Below are 18,181 nucleotides of genomic sequence, written 5' to 3' on the forward strand. Positions count from 1 at the left end.
GCTTTCGGGATGGCCTTCTCGCTTGGGGATGGCTTGCAACCCATCTGCGTGCGCGGAACCCATCTCGAAACTGCTGCGGCAGTCAGCCTGGCCGAGCCGACCTACGCGGCCGCGGCCCCGGCGTCCGCCTGCATGGCGGCGCCGGCCTGCGCGAAGAGCCGCCGCATCCATGCGTGCTCGGGGTCGCTGTTGTGGGTGGGATGCCACCAGAGGGCCGCCGAGATGGGGGTCGCGTCGAAGGGGGTCTCGAGGACGCGGAACCCTTCGCGGGGGATGAGCACGTCGGTGAGGCGCTTCTGCATGAGCGCGAGCCGGTTCGTGCCCTGGACGAAGTGGGGGAGCACGTGGAATCCTTCGACGACGGCGGCCACGGTGGGTTCGATGCCGAGCTCGCGGATCTGCCGGCTCGCGGAGGTGAACGCCGACCGGGAGAGGTAGTTGAACACCCAGGGCAGCTCGGCGATGTTCTCCATCGTGATGTGCTCGCCGACGTGCGGGTTGTCGTCGGTGCAGATGATGCGCCATTCGTCGGTGAACACGTCGCTGTAGGGGAGGTCGCTGAGGAAGCCGTGGGGGATCATCATGGCGTCGACGGAGCGGAGCTGCGCGATGGCGTCTTCGACGATGCTGGGGTTGTGCATCCGGAACCGGAACCGGACGCCGGGTGCTGTCTCGGCGGCGAGCTTGGAGACGGCGGCGCCGATGGTCGCGAAGCCGTAGTCGGAGCCGAGCACCGTGAACTCGCGCGTCGACTGCGTCGGGTTCCACTCGGCTTGGCTGTCGAACACTCGCCGCGCGGAGTCGAGGGCGGTGGCGGTGAGTTCGCTGAGTCGAACGGCGAGTGGTGTGAGTTCGTACGTGTTGCCGGTGCGGGCGAGGATCTTGTCGTTGAAGTGGGTGCGGAGCCTGCCGAGGGATGCGCTGAGCGCGGGCTGGCTGAGGTGCAGCCGTTCGGCGGCCCGGGTGACGCTCCGCTCGGTGAGGAGAGCGTCGAGCGAGACGAGCAAGTTCAGGTCGAGCCTGGACAGCGGTGTTTCTGTGGTCACGTCGTTGTGCTTCCGGATCAGGGGTGTGGCGCCAGCATATCCGTCTCGGTGATGCGCTCGGCGGGTTCCGGGCCGACAGTTATGCGGAGCATCGCAACTACTTATGTGTGTTTTGCGCACAAGCCTGCCAGACTGAACCCACGCTCCGGCACAGCCGGAGGATCTTCGACAACGCTGTCAAGAAAGGCAAACAATGTCTCACTCCCGTAACCAGCGGATGCGCCTCAGCGCAGCACTCGCCCTCCCGGTTGCCGGTGTCCTCGCTCTCACCGGTTGCGCAAGCGGCGGCGGCGACACCGCAGGTGGCGGCGCCACCGAGTTCTCCCTCACCTACGCGACCTCGAACAACCTCGAGAACCCGTACGAGGCACTCGCGACCGCCTACATGGAAGCCAACCCCGACGTGAAGATCACGTTGAACCCGCAGCCGAACGACCGCTACGGCGAGACGCTCCGCACGCAGCTGCAGGCCGGCAACGCACCGGATGTCATCCAGACCGCTCCCGGCTCCGGCCAGGGCCAGGCTGTTCTCAGCCTCGGTGAAGCAGGCTTCCTCGCACCGCTCGGCGAGACCGCATCCGGCGTCATCCCGGACGGCAGCGAGGCCCTCTACACGTACGAGGACCAGGTGCTCGCGCAGCCCGTCGACTTCACCGTCGCCGGTTTCGTCTACAGCAACGCCTCCGCCGAGGCCGCGGGCGTCACGAGCTACCCGGCCGACACCGCAGAGCTGCTCGGCAAGTGCGCAGACCTGACCTCCCAGGGCAAGTCGATGATCGTCATCGCCGGTGCCGCCGGCCCCAACACGGGTATGACCGCCATGTCGATCTCTGCGACCCGCGTCTACGCGGAGACGCCGGACTGGAACGAGCAGCGCGCCGCCGGTGACGTCACCTTCGCCGACTCGCAGGGCTGGAAGGACACGCTCGAGACCATCATCGAGCTCAAGGATGCTGGCTGCTTCCAGCCAGGTGCCGAGGGTGCTGGCTTCGACGTGATCACCAATAACATCACGCAGGGCACCTCGCTTGGCGGGTTCCTCCCCGGATCCTCCGCGAACGAGCTCGCCGAGGCGAACCCCGACCTCGACTTCTCCATCGAGCCCTTCCCGTCGGCTGACGGCGGCAAGCCGTACGTGCTCGCGAGCTCCAACTACTCGCTGTCCATCAACGCGGCCAGCGAGAAGCAGGAAGCCGCGCAGGCGTTCCTCGACTGGGTCGCGGGCGACGAGGGCGCGAAGCTCTTCTCGGACGTGTCCGGCGCACTCCCCGTCTCCGGCATCGAGAGCTACGAGTTCGAAGGCTCGCCGTACGCGAGCGTCGAGCAGGTCCTCACCGACGGCTCCTACACGCCGCTGCCCAACAGCCTCTGGCCGAACCAGGCGGTCTACGACGAACTGCAGAAGGGCGTCCAGGGTCTCTTCACCGGTCAGACCACGGTCGACAGTGTCCTCTCGGCGATGGATGCGGCCTGGGACAGCTGACCCCCAGGTCACGCACACCCCACCGCATCGACACGTAGCAAAGGAGCCAGTTCATGACTGCGACACTGCACAGCGACGGCAAGACCGAGTCTGCTGCTGAAGACCAGTCGCCCGAGGGGAAGGGTGGCAAGAACGCCACCCTTCCCCGCAAGGGGCGTCCTCTTCTCCAATTCGGCCACTGGTGGTGGGTGCTGCCCGGGCTCGTGCTCGTGGCGTTCATCCACTACGCCGCGACGGCCGCCGGAGGCTTCTTCGCGTTCACGAACTGGTCTGGCATCGGCTCGTTCACGTTCGTCGGGTTCGACAACTTCGCCGACATCTTCGCCGACCCGACCAAGATCGGCGCAGTCGGGAACACCCTGTTCCTCGCGTTCGGCTCGGTCATCCTCACCAACGTCGCCGGTCTGATCCTGGCCCTCGCCCTCAACCGCGGCCTCAAGAGCCGCTACATCCTCCGCACCCTGTTCTTCATGCCGGTGGTGCTGAGCCCCCTCGCCGTCGCCTACATCTGGAAGTTCATCTTCGAGTTCAACGGCCCGCTCAACGCCTTCCTCGGGATGCTCGGCCTCGCCGAGTACCAGAAGGCCTGGCTGGCGGACCCGAACTGGTCGATCTGGGCGGTGCTCATCGTCATCGTCTGGCAGAACACGGGCTTCACGATGGTCATCTACATCGCAGGCCTCGCCAGCGTGCCCGTCGAGATCGAAGAGGCGGCCGCGATCGACGGCGCCAGCCTCTTCCAGCGCTTCTGGTACATCACGCTGCCCTCCATCCGCTCGGCCGTCGCCATCGCGACGACGCTCGGTCTCGTGAACGGCCTGCGCATCTTCGACCAGGTAATGGCCCTCACGGGCGGTGGGCCGGCGGGTGCCACCGAGACGCTCGCGACCGAGGTCTACAAGCAGACCTTCTCGCTCGGCAACTTCGGCTACGGCGCCGCGCTCGCGCTCATCCTCACCGTCATCATCCTCATCTTCGCCGTCATCCAGCAGAAGCTCACGGCCGAACGCCCCGAGAAGGGACGCTGACATGTTCAGGTACACCAAGTTCACGCTGATCAGGGAAGTCGCGGTCTGGCTCGTCGCCATCGTCTTCCTGCTGCCGTTCTACTTCCTCGTCATCACGGCGTTCAAGAGCGACCAGGAGGTCTTCTCGACCTCGGCCACCGAGCTCCCCGCGACCTGGACGGTCGAGAACTTCGCCAACGTCATGACCGCGACCGGCCAGTCGAACGTGCTCCTCGGCCTGCTGAACAGCATCATCATCACGGGCGGCACGATCCTCTGCATGGTCATCCTGGGAGCGCTCGCGGGCTACGTCATCACGCGCAGCACCCGCCGGTGGACTCAGGTGTCGTACTACATCTTCCTCATCGCGATCATCCTGCCGACGCAGCTCGGCACCGTTCCCCTCTACATGGGAGCCCGCGCGCTCGGCCTCACCGGCTCGCTGTGGGGCATGATCGTGCTCTACACCGGCATGCTCCTGCCGCTAGCGATCTTCCTCTACGCCAACTTCTTCCGCGGCCTCGGCACGGACTATGAGGAGGCGGCGGCCCTCGACGGGGCGAGCCCGACCCAGGTGTTCTTCCAGATCATCCTGCCGCTCATGGCCCCCGCCACGGGAACGGTCGCGATCCTCGCCGGCCTCATCGTGTGGAACGACTTCTTCACGTCGCTCATCTTCCTCGGCGGCTCCGACTTCCAGACGCTGCCCGTGGCGATGTACTACTACGTCGGCGCGCTCGTCTCGCAGTGGAACCAGATCTTCTCCATCGTCATCATCTCGATGGTGCCGATCCTCATCTTCTACCTCGTCGCGCAGAAGCAGTTCATGCAGGGCTTCGCCGGCGGACTCAAGCACTAGGAATCGAGACCTCACATGGCAACGCAAGACACCCTGCTCAGCGAGCAGAGCCTCTTCCCGCACCCGGACGGCGCCGCGCTCAGCCTGCAGCTGCCCTGGTACCGCAGCGTCTGGCTCTCCTCGGTCACGGGCCTCGCGCTCGAGATCGACGGCACCCCCATCGACGCGTCGAAGCTCCGCCTCGAGCACCGCGGCGCGAGCTACCGCCTCGACGAGATCGCCGAGCAGTCGGAGGTGCTCTGGTTCCTGCAGGACCGCCCGCGCCTCGTCGTCGAGCTCGAGGAGCCGATCGCCGACGGCAGCGAGCACAGCATCCACCTCGTCGCCGACCTGCGCCTGCCGTACATGCAGATCAAGCCGGGCAGCGAGACCGAGCCCGGCCTCTACGTGCCGAACCACGTCGACGTCACCCGCACGCTCGTGGCCAGCGAGGCCGCCGAGGCCGTAACGACGCCGTACTTCGAGGCATCGGCAGCGGATGCGCTCGGCGAGTTCGCCGAGCCGCGCGAAAGCGACCCGTTCAAGCTCGGCCTCACCCTCTACTCGGCCACTGCCGAGTTCGCGGCCGGCTGGTACGACTTCGACTCCCTCCTGGCACGGGTCGCCGAGCTGGGCGTCGGCCCCGGCATCGAGATCGTCGCCTCGCAGATGGTGCCCACCTACCCGCACGTCTCCGATGAGTTCGTCACGAAGTGGCGCAGCGCGTTCGACAAGTACGGCTTCGACGCCAGCTCCTTCGGCGCGAACCTCGACATGGGTCGCAACCGCTCCCGCGACATGAGCCTCGACGAGGAGTTCGAGTTCACCGAGACGCTGCTGCAGTCGGCGAAGAAGCTCGACTTCCCGCTCGTGCGCATCCAGAGCGCGAAGCCGGAGCTGCTGCGACGCATCCTGCCCATCGCCGAGCGGCTGGACCTCAAGCTCGGCTACGAGATCCACGCACCGCTCGGGCCGAACGCCGAGCCGATCGTGAAGGTGCGCGAGGTCTTCGAGGAGTTCGACTCCCCGCTGCTCGGCTTCGTCGCCGACTTCTCGTCGACCATGCACAGCATGGCGCCGACGCTGCTGCGTTCCGTCAAGAAGCGTGGCCTTGACGACGCCGCGACCTCGAAGCTGCAGGAGATCTGGCGCACCGACGTGCCCATGCGGGAGCGCCAGCAGGCGTTCATCGCGTATCTCGAGGGCCGCGGCATCAACCCTGGCATTCTCGGCTCGCTCGCACACCTGTCGTTCAACATGCAGGGGCGAGTGGATGTGCGCGAGTGGGCGGACATCATGCCGCAGATCCTGCACGTGCACGCCAAGTTCTACGACATCGACGAGAACGGCGACGAGCCCGCCATCGACTACCGCGCGATCACCGAGGAGTTCGTGCGTGGAGGATTCTCGGGCTACATGTCGAGCGAGTGGGAGGGCCACGCGTTCGCGGACCTCGGCGAGGTCGACCCGTTGGTGCTCGTGCAGCGCCAGCACGCCCTCATCCGCCGCAGCATGCGCGAGGTACAGGCGCTCGCCTGACGCGTTCAACCGACGCAAACATACGAAGAAAGCATGCTCGTCCTTCAATGAGCATGCTTTCTTCGTGTTTTTCTACCCGTTCGCTCTGCGCTCCGACCGCATCCGCAGCACCTAAGGTGCGCATCAGTCTTTCTTATGACTGAAACCGACATAAGTGCGTAGAGTGGACGCACAGACACAGAGAGTGAGCAACGATGCTTCTCGAGAGAGACCTCATCCAGTCCGTCGGCTTCCGCAACGTGCGCGAGGGCGACAAGGTCACCGGATTCCAGTTCCAGCTGCGCATGCCGTCGTACCGCGGCATGGCCGCGTCCCTCATCGACGGAGTGGGCGTACAGGTCCCCGGCGTCGTCGACGTCGAACCGACCATCCCGCTCTGGACACTCCAGGGGAACACGTACACGCTCGAGGAGCTGTGGGTGTCGAAGGATGCGCGCTGGCAGCTCGACGAGCCCGCCACCATCACCGTTCCGCTCGAGGGCGGCCTGCCGGACGGCGTGCACGAGCTCTCGGTCGACCTGCGCCTGCGCATGTCGTACATCCCGCTCGAGCACCAGCCGAGCCGCTACCAGGTGACGAAGCACGTCACCCTCACCCCGGAGGCAGCAGGCGCGCAGTTCAAGTACGGTGTCTCCCTCTACAGCTACATGGGCGACTACGGCACGGTCATGGACCTCGAGACGTCACTGCGCACGATCGCCGACCTCGGCGCGACCGGCGTCGAGATCCTCGGCGAGGGGCACATCCCGAACTACCCGAACCCGAGCGACGAGTGGGTCGATGAGTGGTTCGCGCTGCTCGACAAGTACGCGCTCGAGCCCACCAACTACGGCTCCTGGATCGACACGCGGCTGCACTCGAGCGGACCGCAGGCCCGCGACCTCACAGCGGCCGAGGGTGCGGAGATCCTCCAGCGCGACCTGCGCCTCGCCAAGCGCCTCGGCTTCAGGTTCGTGCGCCCGAAGATCGGCGTCGTCACAAGCGACCTCGTGCCCCACCACAGCTGGACGGAAGCGGTCGAGCTGAGCCTCCCGCTCGCCGCAGAGCTCGACGTCATCATCTGCCCGGAGATCCACTCGCCGACGCCCATCAAGCACGAGGTCGTCGACGACTACATCGCGCTCATCAAGCGCACCGGCACGAAGCACTTCGGGCTGCTCCTCGACACCGGCATCTTCCAGGACCGGCCGATCCCGCTGCGCCCGGGCGAGCTGCCAGGCAAGCGCCCCGACTTCCTCGACGGCATCGGCGTCGACCCCGCCGACATCGCCGACATCATCGAGCACGTCGTGTTCATCCAGGCCAAGTTCCACGACATCGACGAGCACCTCGAAGACCAGCAGATCCCCTGGGAGCCCGTGCTCAAGGCCCTCAAGGATGCCGGCTACACGGGCTACCTCTCGAGCGAATACGAGGGCGAGCGCGAACCGTGGCGCTCCATCGAGCAGGTCCGCCGCCAGCACTCCCTCATCCGCCAGCTCACCGACCGCCTCTGAGCACACGGCTTCCCACACTTCGAACCTCTCCAAAGGACTCACACATGTACCAGCTCGCACCGAACATCGAACTCCTCTTCACCGAGGCAGGCGACTACCACGACCGCGTCCGCGCCGCCGCGGCCGCCGGCTTCGACGCCGTCGAGATGTGGGGGCCGACGGGCAAGGATGCGCCCGCGAAGCCCAAGGACCTCCCCGCTCTCAAGGCGGCCCTGCAGGAGACCGGCACGCAGCTCACCGCGCAGCTCGCCGAACCGCGCACGCAGTTCATGATCCCGCCCAAGGACCACTCCTTCTTCTACCAGTGCCTCGATGAGGGCGTCGCCATCGCCCAGGAGCTCGGCTGCCCGCGCCTCGTCGTCGGCAGCGGAACGGGCTTCGGCGGCTCGAAGCGCCAGACGCAGCTCGACGAGCTCATCGCGATCTACGAGAAGGCCATCGCCCAGATCGACGGCTCCGGCATCACCCTCGTGCTCGAGCCGGTCAACGTGCGCGTCGACCACCCCGGCTCGCTCCTCGACCGCACCTCCGAGGCCGTCTACGTCGCCCGCGGCGTGAACTCGCCCAACTTCGGCGTGCTCTACGACATCTACCACTCCGCCGTCGAGGGGGAGGACATGGCCGCCGAGCTCGCCAACGCCGGTGACATCGTCAAGTACGTGCAGCTTGCAGATGCACCGGGCCGAGGCGAGCCCGGCAGCGGGTCGCTCGACTGGGCGGAGAAGTTCTCCGTGCTGCGCGCATCCGGCTACGACGGGCCGATCGGCCTCGAGTACTACCCGACCACGGAGTCCGCGGCGTCGGTCGCCTTCGTGAAGGAAGCCGCGGCGTCGGCATGAGCCGCTACCCGGAGCGCGTCGACGTCGCCATCGTCGGCAGCGGACCCGCCGGCGCGACCTACGCGCGCATCCTGAGCGAGACGGCGCCGGAGCTGCGCATCGCGATGTTCGAGGTCGGGCCGACCGTCTCGAACCCTCCCGGCGCGCACGTCAAGAACATCGAGGACCTCGAGGAGCGGAGCGCTGCCCAGCGGCGCTCCGAGGGGCGGGGCGAGGCCGCGGCCAAGCTGAACAGCCCCGTGGCGCTCGCGCAGGGGAAGCGGCAGTCACGCCCAGGCACCTACCTGCTCCCCGACGACGACTTCTCGGTCGACGGCGGAGACGGGATGCCCGTCGCGGCGATGTCGAGCAACGTCGGCGGCATGTCCGCCCACTGGACGGGGGCCTGCCCGCGGCCAGGCGGGAGCGAGCGCATCAGCTTCTTGGACGCGACGGGCGAGCTCGACGAGCTGCTCGGCGAGGCCGAGCGCTTACTCGGGGTGACCACCGACGCGTTCGAGGGCGCACCCTTCAGCCAGCTCATCCGCGATCGGCTCGCGCCGGTCGTCGACGAGGGGCGTGAACCCTCCGCCCGCGTGCAGCGCATGCCGCTCGCTGTGCGCCGCCGCGAGGACGGACGCCTCGTCTGGTCCGGCTCCGACGTCGTCCTTGGTGACGTGACGCGCGAGAACCCCAACTTCGAGCTCTTCGACGAGTCCCTCGTCACCCGGACAGTCATCGGAGACGACGGAGCGGCCGCTGGCGTGGAGGTGCGCGACCTCAGCGAGGCCGGCGCAGAGCAGCTCAACGTGGTCGCGGCCCGGGTGGTCGTCGTCGCGGCGGATGCGCTGCGGACCCCGCAAGTCCTCTGGGCATCCGGGGTCCGCCCCGACGCGCTCGGCCGCTACCTCAACGACCAGTCGCAGGTGGTCTTCGCCGCCCGCATCACAGGCATCGAAGCCCCGGAAGGGTCGGCGACGGCAGCGAAGGACAAGGCCGCTGGCGCCATCAGCGAGACGAGCGGCGTCAGCTGGGTGCCCTACACCGACGCGAAGCCGTTCCACGGGCAGATCATGCAGCTCGACGCGTCCCCCGTGCCCGTCGCGGTCGACGACGCCGTCATCCCCGGCTCCATCGTCGGGCTCGGCATGTTCTGCGCGAAGGAGCTGCAGCGCGACGACCGCGTCCTCTTCACCGACGGCCACCACGACAGCTACGGGATGCCCGCCGTGCGCATCCACTACACGGCCACCGACAGGGACCGAGCGGTGATGGATGCGGCCGAGGCCGAGCTGCGCACGCTCGGCGACGCGGTCGGCGAGCCGCTCGACGAGCGGGTCATCCGCCTGCCGTTCGGCGCTTCCCTGCACTACCAGGGCACCACCCGCATGGGCGAGACCGACGACGGCGAGAGCGTCTGCTCTCCGACGAGCGAGGTGTGGGGCTTGCCGGGGCTCTACGTCGCCGGCAACGGCGTCATTCCCACCTCGACCGCTTGCAACCCGACGCTCACGGGCGTCGCGCTCGCGGTGAAGGGCGCCCGCGACGTCGCGGCGAAGCTCACCGCTGCACCAGCAGTCGCCGCCCAGGCGACGCAGCACTGACCATGACTGACAACTGGCTAGGAGGCCACCATGATTCCTGATCGGATCATCGAGCAGGACACGCTCAAGACGAACGGCACACGCACCTCGGTCGAGGTGCGCCTGCCCTGGTACCGCTCGCTCCCCGCATCCTGCATCTCCGAGTTCGGCCTCTCGGTCGACGGCATCGCCGCCCCGCTCGAGACGCTGCGCTGGACCATGAACGGCAAGACCTACGCACCGGATCAGCTCGCGGGCGACACAACCGAGTGGTGGTTCCCGACCGACTCGGTCGTCGTCGAAGGCGACATCCCCATCGCCGCGGGTGACGGAGACCACCAGGTCGACGTCGACCTGAAGCTCTACATCCCGTACATCGTGACCGACCACGGGGTGCTCCGCATCGAAGAACACAACTCCAAGACGATGAAGGCGGTCTCCGCATGACTGGCGAGCTCGGCACCCCCATCCAGGGGGTCACCCTCTACAGCTTCACCCGCGCGTTCCACGGTCGCGAGTACGACCTCGAAGGACTCATCCGCAAGGTCGCGGCCGAGGGCTTCGGGCCCGGCCTCGAGCTCATCGGCTTCTCGAGCATCCGCGGCTTCCCGAACATCACCGACGAGTTCGCCGGCTGGTTCTCCGACCTCGTCGAGGAGCTCGACCTCGTCCGCACCTCGCTCGCGGTCAACGCCGACATCGGCATCCACCGCGACCGCCTGCTCTCGCAGGACGAGCTCGTCGAGTACATGACGCGGCAGATCGAGGCGGCCGCCAAGCTCGGCTTCCCCGTCGCCCGCGTGCAGATCTCGATCACCCCGGACTCGATGGAGCTGCTCGCGCCGATCGCCGAGAAGCACGGCGTGACCCTCGCGCTCGAGGTGCACGCCGACCAGTACGCCTCGCACCCGCGCATCCTCGCGCTGCGCGACCGCTTCGAGCAGGTCGGCTCCCCGTTCCTCGGCTTCACCGCCGACTGGGGCGCCACCACCAAGGCGTTCGCCCCATCGGCCGTCGAGGCCTACCGCCGCCGCGGCGCGTCCGAGGAGCTGCTCGCCGAGCTCGTCGAGCTGTGGGACGGCTACTACGCAGAGGGCCCGCCCGCCGACCAGGGCGTGCACGGCAAGCGCTTCGGCTCGTTCATCGGCCTCGCCGCCAAGCACGGCCGACCGGACTTCGGCATCGACTTCGCCATCAACGGCACCGGCCTCTTCGGCCCGGCCCGCGTCGAGGACTGGCTCGAGATCATGCCGTGGGTCAAGCACGTGCACGGCAAGTTCTTCGGCATCGACGAGCACGGCGAGGAGCCCTCGGTTCCCGTGCGCGAGCTCATCGCGCTGCTCGTCGAGCAGGGCTACTCGGGCGCCGTCTCGAGCGAATACGAGGGCTGGCACTGGAACCACTGGCAGAGCCCGTTCGACATCATCCGCGCCGAGCACGCCGTGCAGCGCTCCGCGGCAGCGGATGCGGGCTCGCGCATGATCACCGACCCAGCCGAGGCGCGCCGCATCCTCGCCGCCCACCATGCACTGCCCGTACGCGGCTGAGCGCCGGGACCAGAAGGAGAACACCATGACAGACGGAATCGCAGGAACGGGCATCAAGCTCGGCATCACCCTCTACTCGCTGACCTCGGAGTTCGCGGCCGGCCTCTACACGCCGGAGACCCTCGTCGAGGCGGTGCATAAGGAAGGCCTCGGCACCGGCGTCGAGTTCAACATCGCGCAGCTGCTGCGCACCTACCCGGACACCGACAAGGAGTTCGTGAAGTTCTGGCGTGACACCCTCGAGCGCGATGGGCTCGAGCCCAGCGCCGTCGGCACGAACCTCGACATGGGGCGCCGCAAGGACCGCGATATGACGCCGGATGAGGAGTACGAGTTCTTCGCACGCCAGCTGGCGACGGCCAACGACTTCGGCTTCCGCACCGTCGTCATCCGCTCGGCCGGCAAGGAGCTGCTCGCGCGCCTCCTACCGCTCGCCGAGAAGTACGACCAGCGTCTCGGCTATGAGATCCACGCCCCCTCCGGCCCGAATGCCCCGCAGATCCACGCGATCCGCGAGATGTACGAGGAGCTCGGCAGCGAGCGCCTCGGCTTCACGGCCGACTTCAGCTCGACGATGCACAGCCTCTCGCCGCGCCTGCTGCGCACGCTCAGCAGCATGGGCATGCCGGAGGAGTACTTCCCCGTCATGGACGAGATCTGGCGTCGCCCGCAGCCGATGCACGTGCGCAACCAGGCCTTCGAGGACTTCCTCACGGAGGAGAAGTTTGACTTCGCCCGCCTCGGCCCGTTCACGCGCCTGGCCTTCAACATGCACGGTCTCGTCGAGCCGGAGGAATGGCTCGACATCATGCCGCAGATGTTCCACGTGCACGCGAAGTTCTACGACATCGACGAACACGGCGAGGAGCCGGCCATGGACACGGCGCGCATCGTGCGCCAGTTCGTGAAGGGCGGCTACCAGGGCTACCTCTCCAGCGAGTGGGAGGGCCACGCGTTCGCCGACCTCGGCGAGAGCGACCCGGTCGAGCAGGTGCGCCAGCAGCACGCGCTCATGCGCCGTGCCATCGAAGAGACCGCGGCCGAGGCGAACAGCCTCACGGTCGCCTGAGTCAAGGGACGAGAACAACATGGCAACACACAATTCACTCTTCGCCGAGAAGGATGTCACGCGCCGAGAGGACGGCATCAGCGTCTCCGTGCAGATCCCCTGGTACCGCAGCCTCTGGCTGTCGGCCGTCGACAATGTCGAGGTCAACGTCAACGGCGTCGCCATCCCGAAGGACAAGCTGCGCTTCGAGCTGCAGGGCCGCTCGTACACGATCGATGAGCTGCCTGAGCAGTCCGAGACGCTCTGGTTCCTCTCCGACCGGCCCGACATCGTCATCCAACTGGATGAGGTGCCCGCCGCCGGCGACAAGCTCACCGTCGAGGTCGTGCTCACGATGCGTCTCCTCTACATGCAGATCGCGCCGGGCCGCTACGTCACCAACCGCGTCCCTGTCGAGCGTGAGGTAGTGCTCGCATGACCCGGCCGTTGCGCGTGGCCATGATCGGCTACGGCTTCATGGGAGCCGCTCACTCGGTCGGCTGGCGGCAGGCGCCTCGCGTCTTCGGCCTGCCAGCCGAGGTCGAGATGGCGGTTGTGGTCGGGCGCAACGGCAAGGCCGTCGCGGATGCCGCGAAGCAGTGGGGCTGGCAGGAGTCGGCCACCGACTGGCGTGAGGTCATCGTGCGCGACGACATTGACATCGTCGACATCGTCACGCCAGGTGACTCGCACGCTGAGATCGCCATCGCGGCGCTCGAGGCGGGCAAGCACGTCATCGTCGAGAAGCCGCTCTCCAACACGGTCGCCGAGGGTGAGGCGATGGCGGATGCGGCTGCTCGCGCAGCTGAGCGCGGCGTGAAGTCGATGGTCGGGTTCACCTACCGTCGCGTGCCGGCCGTGACCCTCCTACGCGACCTGATCGCGGAGGGCAAGATCGGTCGCATCCACCGGGTGCGCGCCTCCTACCAGCAGGACTGGCTCGTCGACCCGGATGCGCCGCTGTCGTGGCGGCTGCAGAAAGAGCTCGCGGGCTCGGGTGCGCTCGGCGACATCGGGGCGCACGCCATCGACCTCACGCAGTTCGTCACGGGGCAGAACGTCGAGCGGGTCTCCGGCACGATCGACACGATCATCAACGAGCGGCCGCTCGCCGACGGCTCGGGCACCGGGTCGGTGACGGTCGACGACATCGCGATCTTCACCGGACGGCTCTCGGGCGGCGCGCTCGCCTCCTTCGACGCGAGCCGCTTCGCGACGGGCCGCAAGAACGCCCTCGCCATCGAGGTCTCCGGCGAGTTCGGCGCCCTCGCGTGGAACTTCGAGGACCTGAACTCGCTGCAGTACTACGACCGCACAGTCGACAGCCGGGCGCAGGGGTTCGCGCAGGTCCTCGTGACCGAGCCAGTCCATCCCTACGTCTCGGCGTGGTGGCCGGCCGGCCACATGCTCGGCTACGAGCACGGCTTCACGCACCAGGTCGTCGACCTCGTGGGCGCCATCGCCGACGGCGCCCCGCTGCACTCGAGCTTCGAAGAGGGGCTCAGCGTGCAGCGAGTGCTCGACGCCGTCGAGCGCAGCTCGGCCGCCGAGAGCGCGTGGGTCGAGACCCGGTCTGCCGTCGCTGTCTGAGCAGCGCGGCTTCAGCATTCGAGAACGTTAGTTAAGAGGAGAAGCATGTCTCGTCCTGTCACGTTGTTCACCGGTCAGTGGGCCGATCTGCCGTTCGAGGAGGTTGCTCGTCTTGCGGGGGAGTGGGGGTATGACGGTCTGGAGATCGCCTGCTGGGGTGATCACCTGGATCCGTGGCGGTGGGATGACGCCGAGTACGTCCAGGGGCGTCTCGACATCCTGGAGCGCAATGGTCTGAAGGTGTGGACGATCTCGAACCATTTGAAGGGGCAGGTGGTGTGCGACGACCCGATCGATCAGCGGCACCGCGACATCGTCTCCGACCGGGTCTGGGGCGACGGCGAGCCCGAGGGCGTGCGGCAGCGGGCCGCGGAAGAGCTGAAGAACACGGCCCGGTTGGCGGCAGCGTTGGGCGTGAAGACGGTGACCGGCTTCACTGGGTCGTCGATCTGGAAGTACGTGGCGATGTTCCCGCCCGCCACGGAGGCGATGGTGGATGCGGGCTATCAGGATTTCGCGGACCGGTGGAACCCGATCCTGGACGTGTTCGAGGAGGTCGGGGTGCGGTTCGCGCACGAGGTGCACCCGTCGGAGATCGCGTACGACTACTGGACCACGAAGCGCGCGCTGGAGGCGATCGGGCATCGGGAGTCGTTCGGGTTGAAGTGGGATCCGTCGCACATGGTGTGGCAGGACATCGACCCGGTGGGGTTCCTGTGGGACTTCCAGGACCGCATCTTCCATGTGCATTGCAAGGACACGAAGAAGCGCCTGTCGAATGGTCGGAATGGTCGCTTGTCGTCGCATCTGCCGTGGGCGGATCCGCGGCGGGGCTGGGACTTCATCTCGACCGGGCACGGGGATGTGCCGTGGGAGGACTGCTTCCGCATGCTGAACGCGATCGGCTACGAGGGTCCGTTGTCGGTGGAGTGGGAGGACGCGGGCATGGACCGCCTTGTCGGCGCGCCGGAAGCGTTGGGGTTCGTGCGCAAGCTCTCCACGTACCGCCCGTCCGAGGCGGCGTTCGACTCGGCCTTCTCCACGAAGCAGGACTAGCGGGCGGGCCTCGCGCACCGAGCAGGCCTCACCTCTCGCTGAAGCCGCGGCATCCGCACGAGAAACGCACGTTCCAGACGTCGGGAACGTGCGTTTCTCGTGTGTCGGGCGACGCGCATCCGCGACCTGTCGGCGAACCGCCCGCCCTGCTGACCCGGCCGCAGCCACACCAGAGATGTAGGTTCCTGGCGTCAGGAACCTACATCTCTCGTGTGTTTGATGTGGTGGGTGTGGAGCTGGCGGGAGTTGGAACGAGTGGGACGGTGCAGGCAGCGCGTCACCGGGTGGCGGCGGTGGATACGCCGTCTGCGATGGCCTCGCGTGCGAGCGCCAGGTGGGCGCGGGTTGCCTGCTCCGGCGTGAGCGTGTCGATCCACTCGTGGCCGCCCCACTCGCTGCAGAGCGTGCCCGTGAAGCCGACGGCGGCGAGCTCACTCGAGATCTCTCGGATGGGGTTCGAGATGCGGCCGTCGCTGTCGTCGAGGTCCCAGAACTTCAGGTGCACGCCGCTCGCGAGGGGCAGGATGTCGCGCAGCTCACGTGCATCCGACCGCCCGAACCGGATGACGAGGTTCATGAACATGGTGTGCACCGGCGGCGGCACGGTGCCGTCGCGGAGCTCGCCCTGGACGGTGGCGAGCGTGGCCGGGTTCCGCCAGTCGCCTTCGAGCGCATCGACGAGTGCCGGGTCGACCCCACCGGCCCGTAGCTTCGCGAGGTAGCTCGGCGGCAGCGACGGCATGAGCATGCTGATGTCGACGAGCAGGCGGATGCGGGGGTCGTCGATCGCGGCGACCGTTTCGACGGCGGCCGCATGCTGTGGCTTATCGGGCGACTGCTGGCCCTGGAGCTCCTCGTAGAGTGTGAGGCCGTGCTCGTGCAGGTCGGGGAGGAGCCGTTCGAGCAGTGCGGGGCCGGCCTGGCCGATCGGCAGGCGGATGCCCTCGGCGCCCAGTCGTTGGGCACCGCGCAGCTGGGGGAGGAGGAACTCGTAGCGCTCGTCCTCCGAGCGACGCGTTGTCGCCGTCAGCCAGTCGTCGAGGCTCGCCCCGACGATGCTCACGGAGGTTCCCGTGGCGTCGAGGGTCTCGCGGATGCTGGCCGTCTCGGCGTCCGCCGGGCTCGGGAATGTGCGCCAGGTCTGCGCGGCTTCCAGCTCGATGATGCTCGCTACGCCTGATGCGCCGATCGAGGCTGCGATCTCGGGGGAGGTGCGGTCGGCGACCATGAGCTCCGGCGACCAGTTGAAGGCGGATGCGGCGAGCGTCCATCCGCCGGGCAGCTGCGCGTTCACACTTGGCTCCCGACGGGGTCGAGTGCCACGTCACGGGATGCGCGCGGGGCCGTGAGCGGTGCGTCCAACTCGAGCCTGCGGGCGGCCGCGAACGGGAGGATGAGCGGCTGGCCTGGGCCCGCGCCCATGTTGGGGATGAGCAGCTTGAAGGCGACGAGCACTTCATGCGTGCCGGGGTCGAGGGGCACGTCGGATCGCACGACGATCCTGTCCTGCACGAACCACCACGTCGGGCTGGGTGCGAGCTCGGGAAGCGGCACGGTGTCTCCGTCGATCGTCACGCGGAGGTCGTGGAGGCTCGCGAGCGGCAGGGAGCGGATCCAGGGGAGTGAGACGCGGAGGGAGAAGCCTGTGTCTTCGCTGCGCAGTGCGTCGTCGAGCAGGATCGCGAGGCTCACGAACGTGCTCCCCGGGGTGCGCGGATGCGCGTGGCGTTGGTGGGCATGACACTCCTTTGTGACGGCCATCTTCGGCTTTAGGAGTGAACCTACCTGCTTATGTCGAAAATCGGAAGAAGTGGATGCTGGTGGCGCTGCGTGGATCAGCGCCCGAGCGCGAGCCCTGCGATCGTGGGGCGTCCATCCGCGAACCAGCGGGTGAACGTCTCCTCGAAGAGCTGCTCGCGCACCATCGCCGCCCCGCCACGCAGGGGTTCTCGCACGTCGTTGGCGGAGACGACGATGTTGAGGTCGCGCGTGGCGAGGGGGAGTGAGTGCTCGTAGACGCGCTGCCTGACCTCGGCGAGGAAGATCTCGCCGGCGGAGGCGAGGGCACCGCCGACCACGATGACCTTCGGGTTGAACATGTTGACGAGGGCTGAGATCGATTCGCCGATGATCTTCGCCGAGCGCTGCGCGAGCTGGATGGCGAGGGCGTCGCCGTCCTCCGCGCACATCGCGATCAGCTCGGGGTTGAGCTCTTCCCCCGCACGGGCGCGCCGCGCGAGGAGTCCGTCGTCCCCTGCATCGATCGCGAGCTGGGCGTCGCGGACAAGCGCCCAGCCGCCTGCCTCGGCTTCGAGGCAGCCGATCTTGCCGCACCGGCACTGCGAGGTCGAGCCGAACACCTTCACGTGGCCGATGTCCCCCGCCGCGCCGTTCGCGCCGCGGTGGATGCGCCCCCGTGAGACGAGGCCTGCTCCGATGCCCGAGCCGACCTTGACGTAGATGAGGTCGACCGACGGCACCTGACGATTCGTGCGCTCGTTGAGCGCGAGGAGGTTCGCGTCGTTGTCGACCCAGACGGGCGCGTCGAAGCGCTGCTCGAAACGGCGGCGGATGTCGAAGCCGTTCCAGCCCGGCATGATAGGCGGGGCCACGGGGCGGCCGGAGTCGAAGTCGACGGGCCCTGGAACGCCGACGGCGATTCCCCAGACGGGAAGCTCGCTGCCCCGGCTCTTCGCGTCCGCGGCGAGGAGCTCCTCGACGAGCTCGAGGGCGGCGTCCAGTGTCGCGGCCGGTCCGCTCGAGATCTCCCAGTCGAGGTGGGCCTGGGCGATCACGTCGCCTTCGAGCTGTGCCAGGCCGACGTGGATGTGCAGCGCGCCGAGCGCGCAGACCACGATGAGGCCGCTCTCGCCTCGGAAACGCAGCGTACGTGGCGCGCGGCCACCGGATGAGGGGCCGACGTCGCCCTCTTCGAGGAAGCCCATGCTGATGGCCTGTTCGACTCGCTGGGTGACGACCCCGCGGCCGAGGCCCGTGACCGTGCCGATCTGCGGGCGGGTCTGGGCCTCGCCCATTCGCACGAGGTTGACGACGCGGAGGAGGCTCGTGACTTCGTCGGTTTGAGCACCGAAGCGCAGCGTTGACTCTCTCATGGCCGAACTGTACCCAA

At 67.7% G+C, this 18,181-nt stretch carries 17 protein-coding genes; 13 read left to right on the forward strand and 4 right to left on the reverse strand.

The window, feature by feature from the left end; all coding sequences use genetic code 11:
• Positions 1-101: 101 nt before the first annotated feature.
• Positions 102-1,046, reverse strand: a complete 945-nt coding sequence (locus C5C17_RS03705) for a LysR family transcriptional regulator (RefSeq protein ID WP_104252031.1) — start codon at positions 1,044-1,046, stop codon at positions 102-104.
• Between the two features lie 193 nt (positions 1,047-1,239).
• Here C5C17_RS03705 and C5C17_RS03710 point away from each other — a divergent pair, with 193 nt between their 5' ends.
• The 13 genes from C5C17_RS03710 (at position 1,240) to C5C17_RS03770 (ending at position 15,051) form a co-directional block, all read left to right on the forward strand.
• Positions 1,240-2,529 carry an ABC transporter substrate-binding protein gene (locus C5C17_RS03710; protein WP_104252032.1) on the forward strand — a complete coding sequence of 430 codons (1,290 nt, stop codon included), beginning with the start codon at positions 1,240-1,242 and terminating at the stop codon, positions 2,527-2,529.
• A gap of 53 nt (positions 2,530-2,582) precedes the next feature.
• Positions 2,583-3,557 carry a carbohydrate ABC transporter permease gene (locus tag C5C17_RS03715; protein ID WP_104252033.1) on the forward strand — a complete coding sequence of 325 codons (975 nt, stop codon included), beginning with the start codon at positions 2,583-2,585 and terminating at the stop codon, positions 3,555-3,557.
• Between the two features lies 1 nt (position 3,558).
• Entirely contained in the window at positions 3,559-4,395 is an 837-nt protein-coding gene (locus C5C17_RS03720) for a carbohydrate ABC transporter permease (protein WP_104252034.1), read from the forward strand.
• A 15-nt stretch (positions 4,396-4,410) separates the two neighbouring features.
• Positions 4,411-5,913: a DUF6379 domain-containing protein gene (locus tag C5C17_RS03725; protein WP_104252035.1), complete on the forward strand. Its 1,503-nt coding sequence runs from the start codon at positions 4,411-4,413 to the stop codon at positions 5,911-5,913.
• A gap of 194 nt (positions 5,914-6,107) precedes the next feature.
• Positions 6,108-7,409, forward strand: a complete 1,302-nt coding sequence (locus C5C17_RS03730; RefSeq protein WP_104252036.1) for a DUF6379 domain-containing protein — start codon at positions 6,108-6,110, stop codon at positions 7,407-7,409.
• Between the two features lie 44 nt (positions 7,410-7,453).
• Entirely contained in the window at positions 7,454-8,248 is a 795-nt protein-coding gene (locus C5C17_RS03735) for a TIM barrel protein (protein WP_104252037.1), read from the forward strand.
• On the forward strand, positions 8,245-9,831 hold the full coding sequence (locus C5C17_RS03740; RefSeq protein WP_104252038.1) for a GMC oxidoreductase: 1,587 nt from the start codon (positions 8,245-8,247) through the stop codon (positions 9,829-9,831). The genes C5C17_RS03735 and C5C17_RS03740 overlap by 4 nt, the downstream gene beginning before the upstream one ends.
• Positions 9,832-9,861: 30 nt before the next feature.
• On the forward strand, positions 9,862-10,257 hold the full coding sequence (locus C5C17_RS03745; protein ID WP_104252039.1) for a DUF6379 domain-containing protein: 396 nt from the start codon (positions 9,862-9,864) through the stop codon (positions 10,255-10,257).
• Entirely contained in the window at positions 10,254-11,357 is a 1,104-nt protein-coding gene (locus tag C5C17_RS03750) for a sugar phosphate isomerase/epimerase (RefSeq protein WP_104252040.1), read from the forward strand. The genes C5C17_RS03745 and C5C17_RS03750 overlap by 4 nt, the downstream gene beginning before the upstream one ends.
• Before the next feature lie 25 nt (positions 11,358-11,382).
• The gene (locus C5C17_RS03755) at positions 11,383-12,426 is read left to right on the forward strand and encodes a sugar phosphate isomerase/epimerase (protein WP_104252287.1); all 1,044 of its coding nucleotides are present in this window, start codon (positions 11,383-11,385) and stop codon (positions 12,424-12,426) included.
• Between the two features lie 19 nt (positions 12,427-12,445).
• Positions 12,446-12,844: a DUF6379 domain-containing protein gene (locus C5C17_RS03760; protein WP_104252041.1), complete on the forward strand. Its 399-nt coding sequence runs from the start codon at positions 12,446-12,448 to the stop codon at positions 12,842-12,844.
• On the forward strand, positions 12,841-13,995 hold the full coding sequence (locus C5C17_RS03765) for a Gfo/Idh/MocA family protein (protein ID WP_104252042.1): 1,155 nt from the start codon (positions 12,841-12,843) through the stop codon (positions 13,993-13,995). The genes C5C17_RS03760 and C5C17_RS03765 overlap by 4 nt, the downstream gene beginning before the upstream one ends.
• 45 nt (positions 13,996-14,040) lie before the next feature.
• The gene (locus C5C17_RS03770; RefSeq protein WP_104252043.1) at positions 14,041-15,051 is read left to right on the forward strand and encodes a sugar phosphate isomerase/epimerase; all 1,011 of its coding nucleotides are present in this window, start codon (positions 14,041-14,043) and stop codon (positions 15,049-15,051) included.
• Positions 15,052-15,328: 277 nt separating this feature from the next.
• Here C5C17_RS03770 and C5C17_RS03775 read toward each other — a convergent pair whose 3' ends face one another.
• From C5C17_RS03775 to C5C17_RS03785, 3 genes are all read right to left on the reverse strand, one after another.
• Positions 15,329-16,345, reverse strand: a complete 1,017-nt coding sequence (locus C5C17_RS03775) for a restriction endonuclease subunit R (protein WP_104252044.1) — start codon at positions 16,343-16,345, stop codon at positions 15,329-15,331.
• Positions 16,342-16,743 carry a hypothetical protein gene (locus C5C17_RS03780; protein ID WP_104252045.1) on the reverse strand — a complete coding sequence of 134 codons (402 nt, stop codon included), beginning with the start codon at positions 16,741-16,743 and terminating at the stop codon, positions 16,342-16,344. The genes C5C17_RS03775 and C5C17_RS03780 overlap by 4 nt, the downstream gene beginning before the upstream one ends.
• 143 nt (positions 16,744-16,886) lie before the next feature.
• Positions 16,887-18,164: an ROK family protein gene (locus tag C5C17_RS03785; RefSeq protein ID WP_104252046.1), complete on the reverse strand. Its 1,278-nt coding sequence runs from the start codon at positions 18,162-18,164 to the stop codon at positions 16,887-16,889.
• Between the last annotated feature and the right edge of the window lie 17 nt (positions 18,165-18,181).

Source organism: Pseudoclavibacter sp. RFBA6 (genome assembly GCF_002931575.1).
Lineage (GTDB): Bacteria > Actinomycetota > Actinomycetes > Actinomycetales > Microbacteriaceae > Pseudoclavibacter > Pseudoclavibacter terrae.

Coding starts and splice junctions, on each gene's coding strand:
- C5C17_RS03745 (WP_104252039.1), top strand. CDS start 9,862: ATGATTCCTGATCGGATCATCGAGCAGGACACGCTCAAGACGAACGGC.
- C5C17_RS03765 (WP_104252042.1), top strand. CDS start 12,841: ATGACCCGGCCGTTGCGCGTGGCCATGATCGGCTACGGCTTCATGGGA.
- C5C17_RS03725 (WP_104252035.1), top strand. CDS start 4,411: ATGGCAACGCAAGACACCCTGCTCAGCGAGCAGAGCCTCTTCCCGCAC.
- C5C17_RS03720 (WP_104252034.1), top strand. CDS start 3,559: ATGTTCAGGTACACCAAGTTCACGCTGATCAGGGAAGTCGCGGTCTGG.
- C5C17_RS03740 (WP_104252038.1), top strand. CDS start 8,245: ATGAGCCGCTACCCGGAGCGCGTCGACGTCGCCATCGTCGGCAGCGGA.
- C5C17_RS03760 (WP_104252041.1), top strand. CDS start 12,446: ATGGCAACACACAATTCACTCTTCGCCGAGAAGGATGTCACGCGCCGA.
- C5C17_RS03730 (WP_104252036.1), top strand. CDS start 6,108: ATGCTTCTCGAGAGAGACCTCATCCAGTCCGTCGGCTTCCGCAACGTG.
- C5C17_RS03770 (WP_104252043.1), top strand. CDS start 14,041: ATGTCTCGTCCTGTCACGTTGTTCACCGGTCAGTGGGCCGATCTGCCG.
- C5C17_RS03785 (WP_104252046.1), bottom strand. CDS start 18,164: ATGAGAGAGTCAACGCTGCGCTTCGGTGCTCAAACCGACGAAGTCACG.
- C5C17_RS03755 (WP_104252287.1), top strand. CDS start 11,383: ATGACAGACGGAATCGCAGGAACGGGCATCAAGCTCGGCATCACCCTC.
- C5C17_RS03715 (WP_104252033.1), top strand. CDS start 2,583: ATGACTGCGACACTGCACAGCGACGGCAAGACCGAGTCTGCTGCTGAA.
- C5C17_RS03735 (WP_104252037.1), top strand. CDS start 7,454: ATGTACCAGCTCGCACCGAACATCGAACTCCTCTTCACCGAGGCAGGC.
- C5C17_RS03750 (WP_104252040.1), top strand. CDS start 10,254: ATGACTGGCGAGCTCGGCACCCCCATCCAGGGGGTCACCCTCTACAGC.
- C5C17_RS03710 (WP_104252032.1), top strand. CDS start 1,240: ATGTCTCACTCCCGTAACCAGCGGATGCGCCTCAGCGCAGCACTCGCC.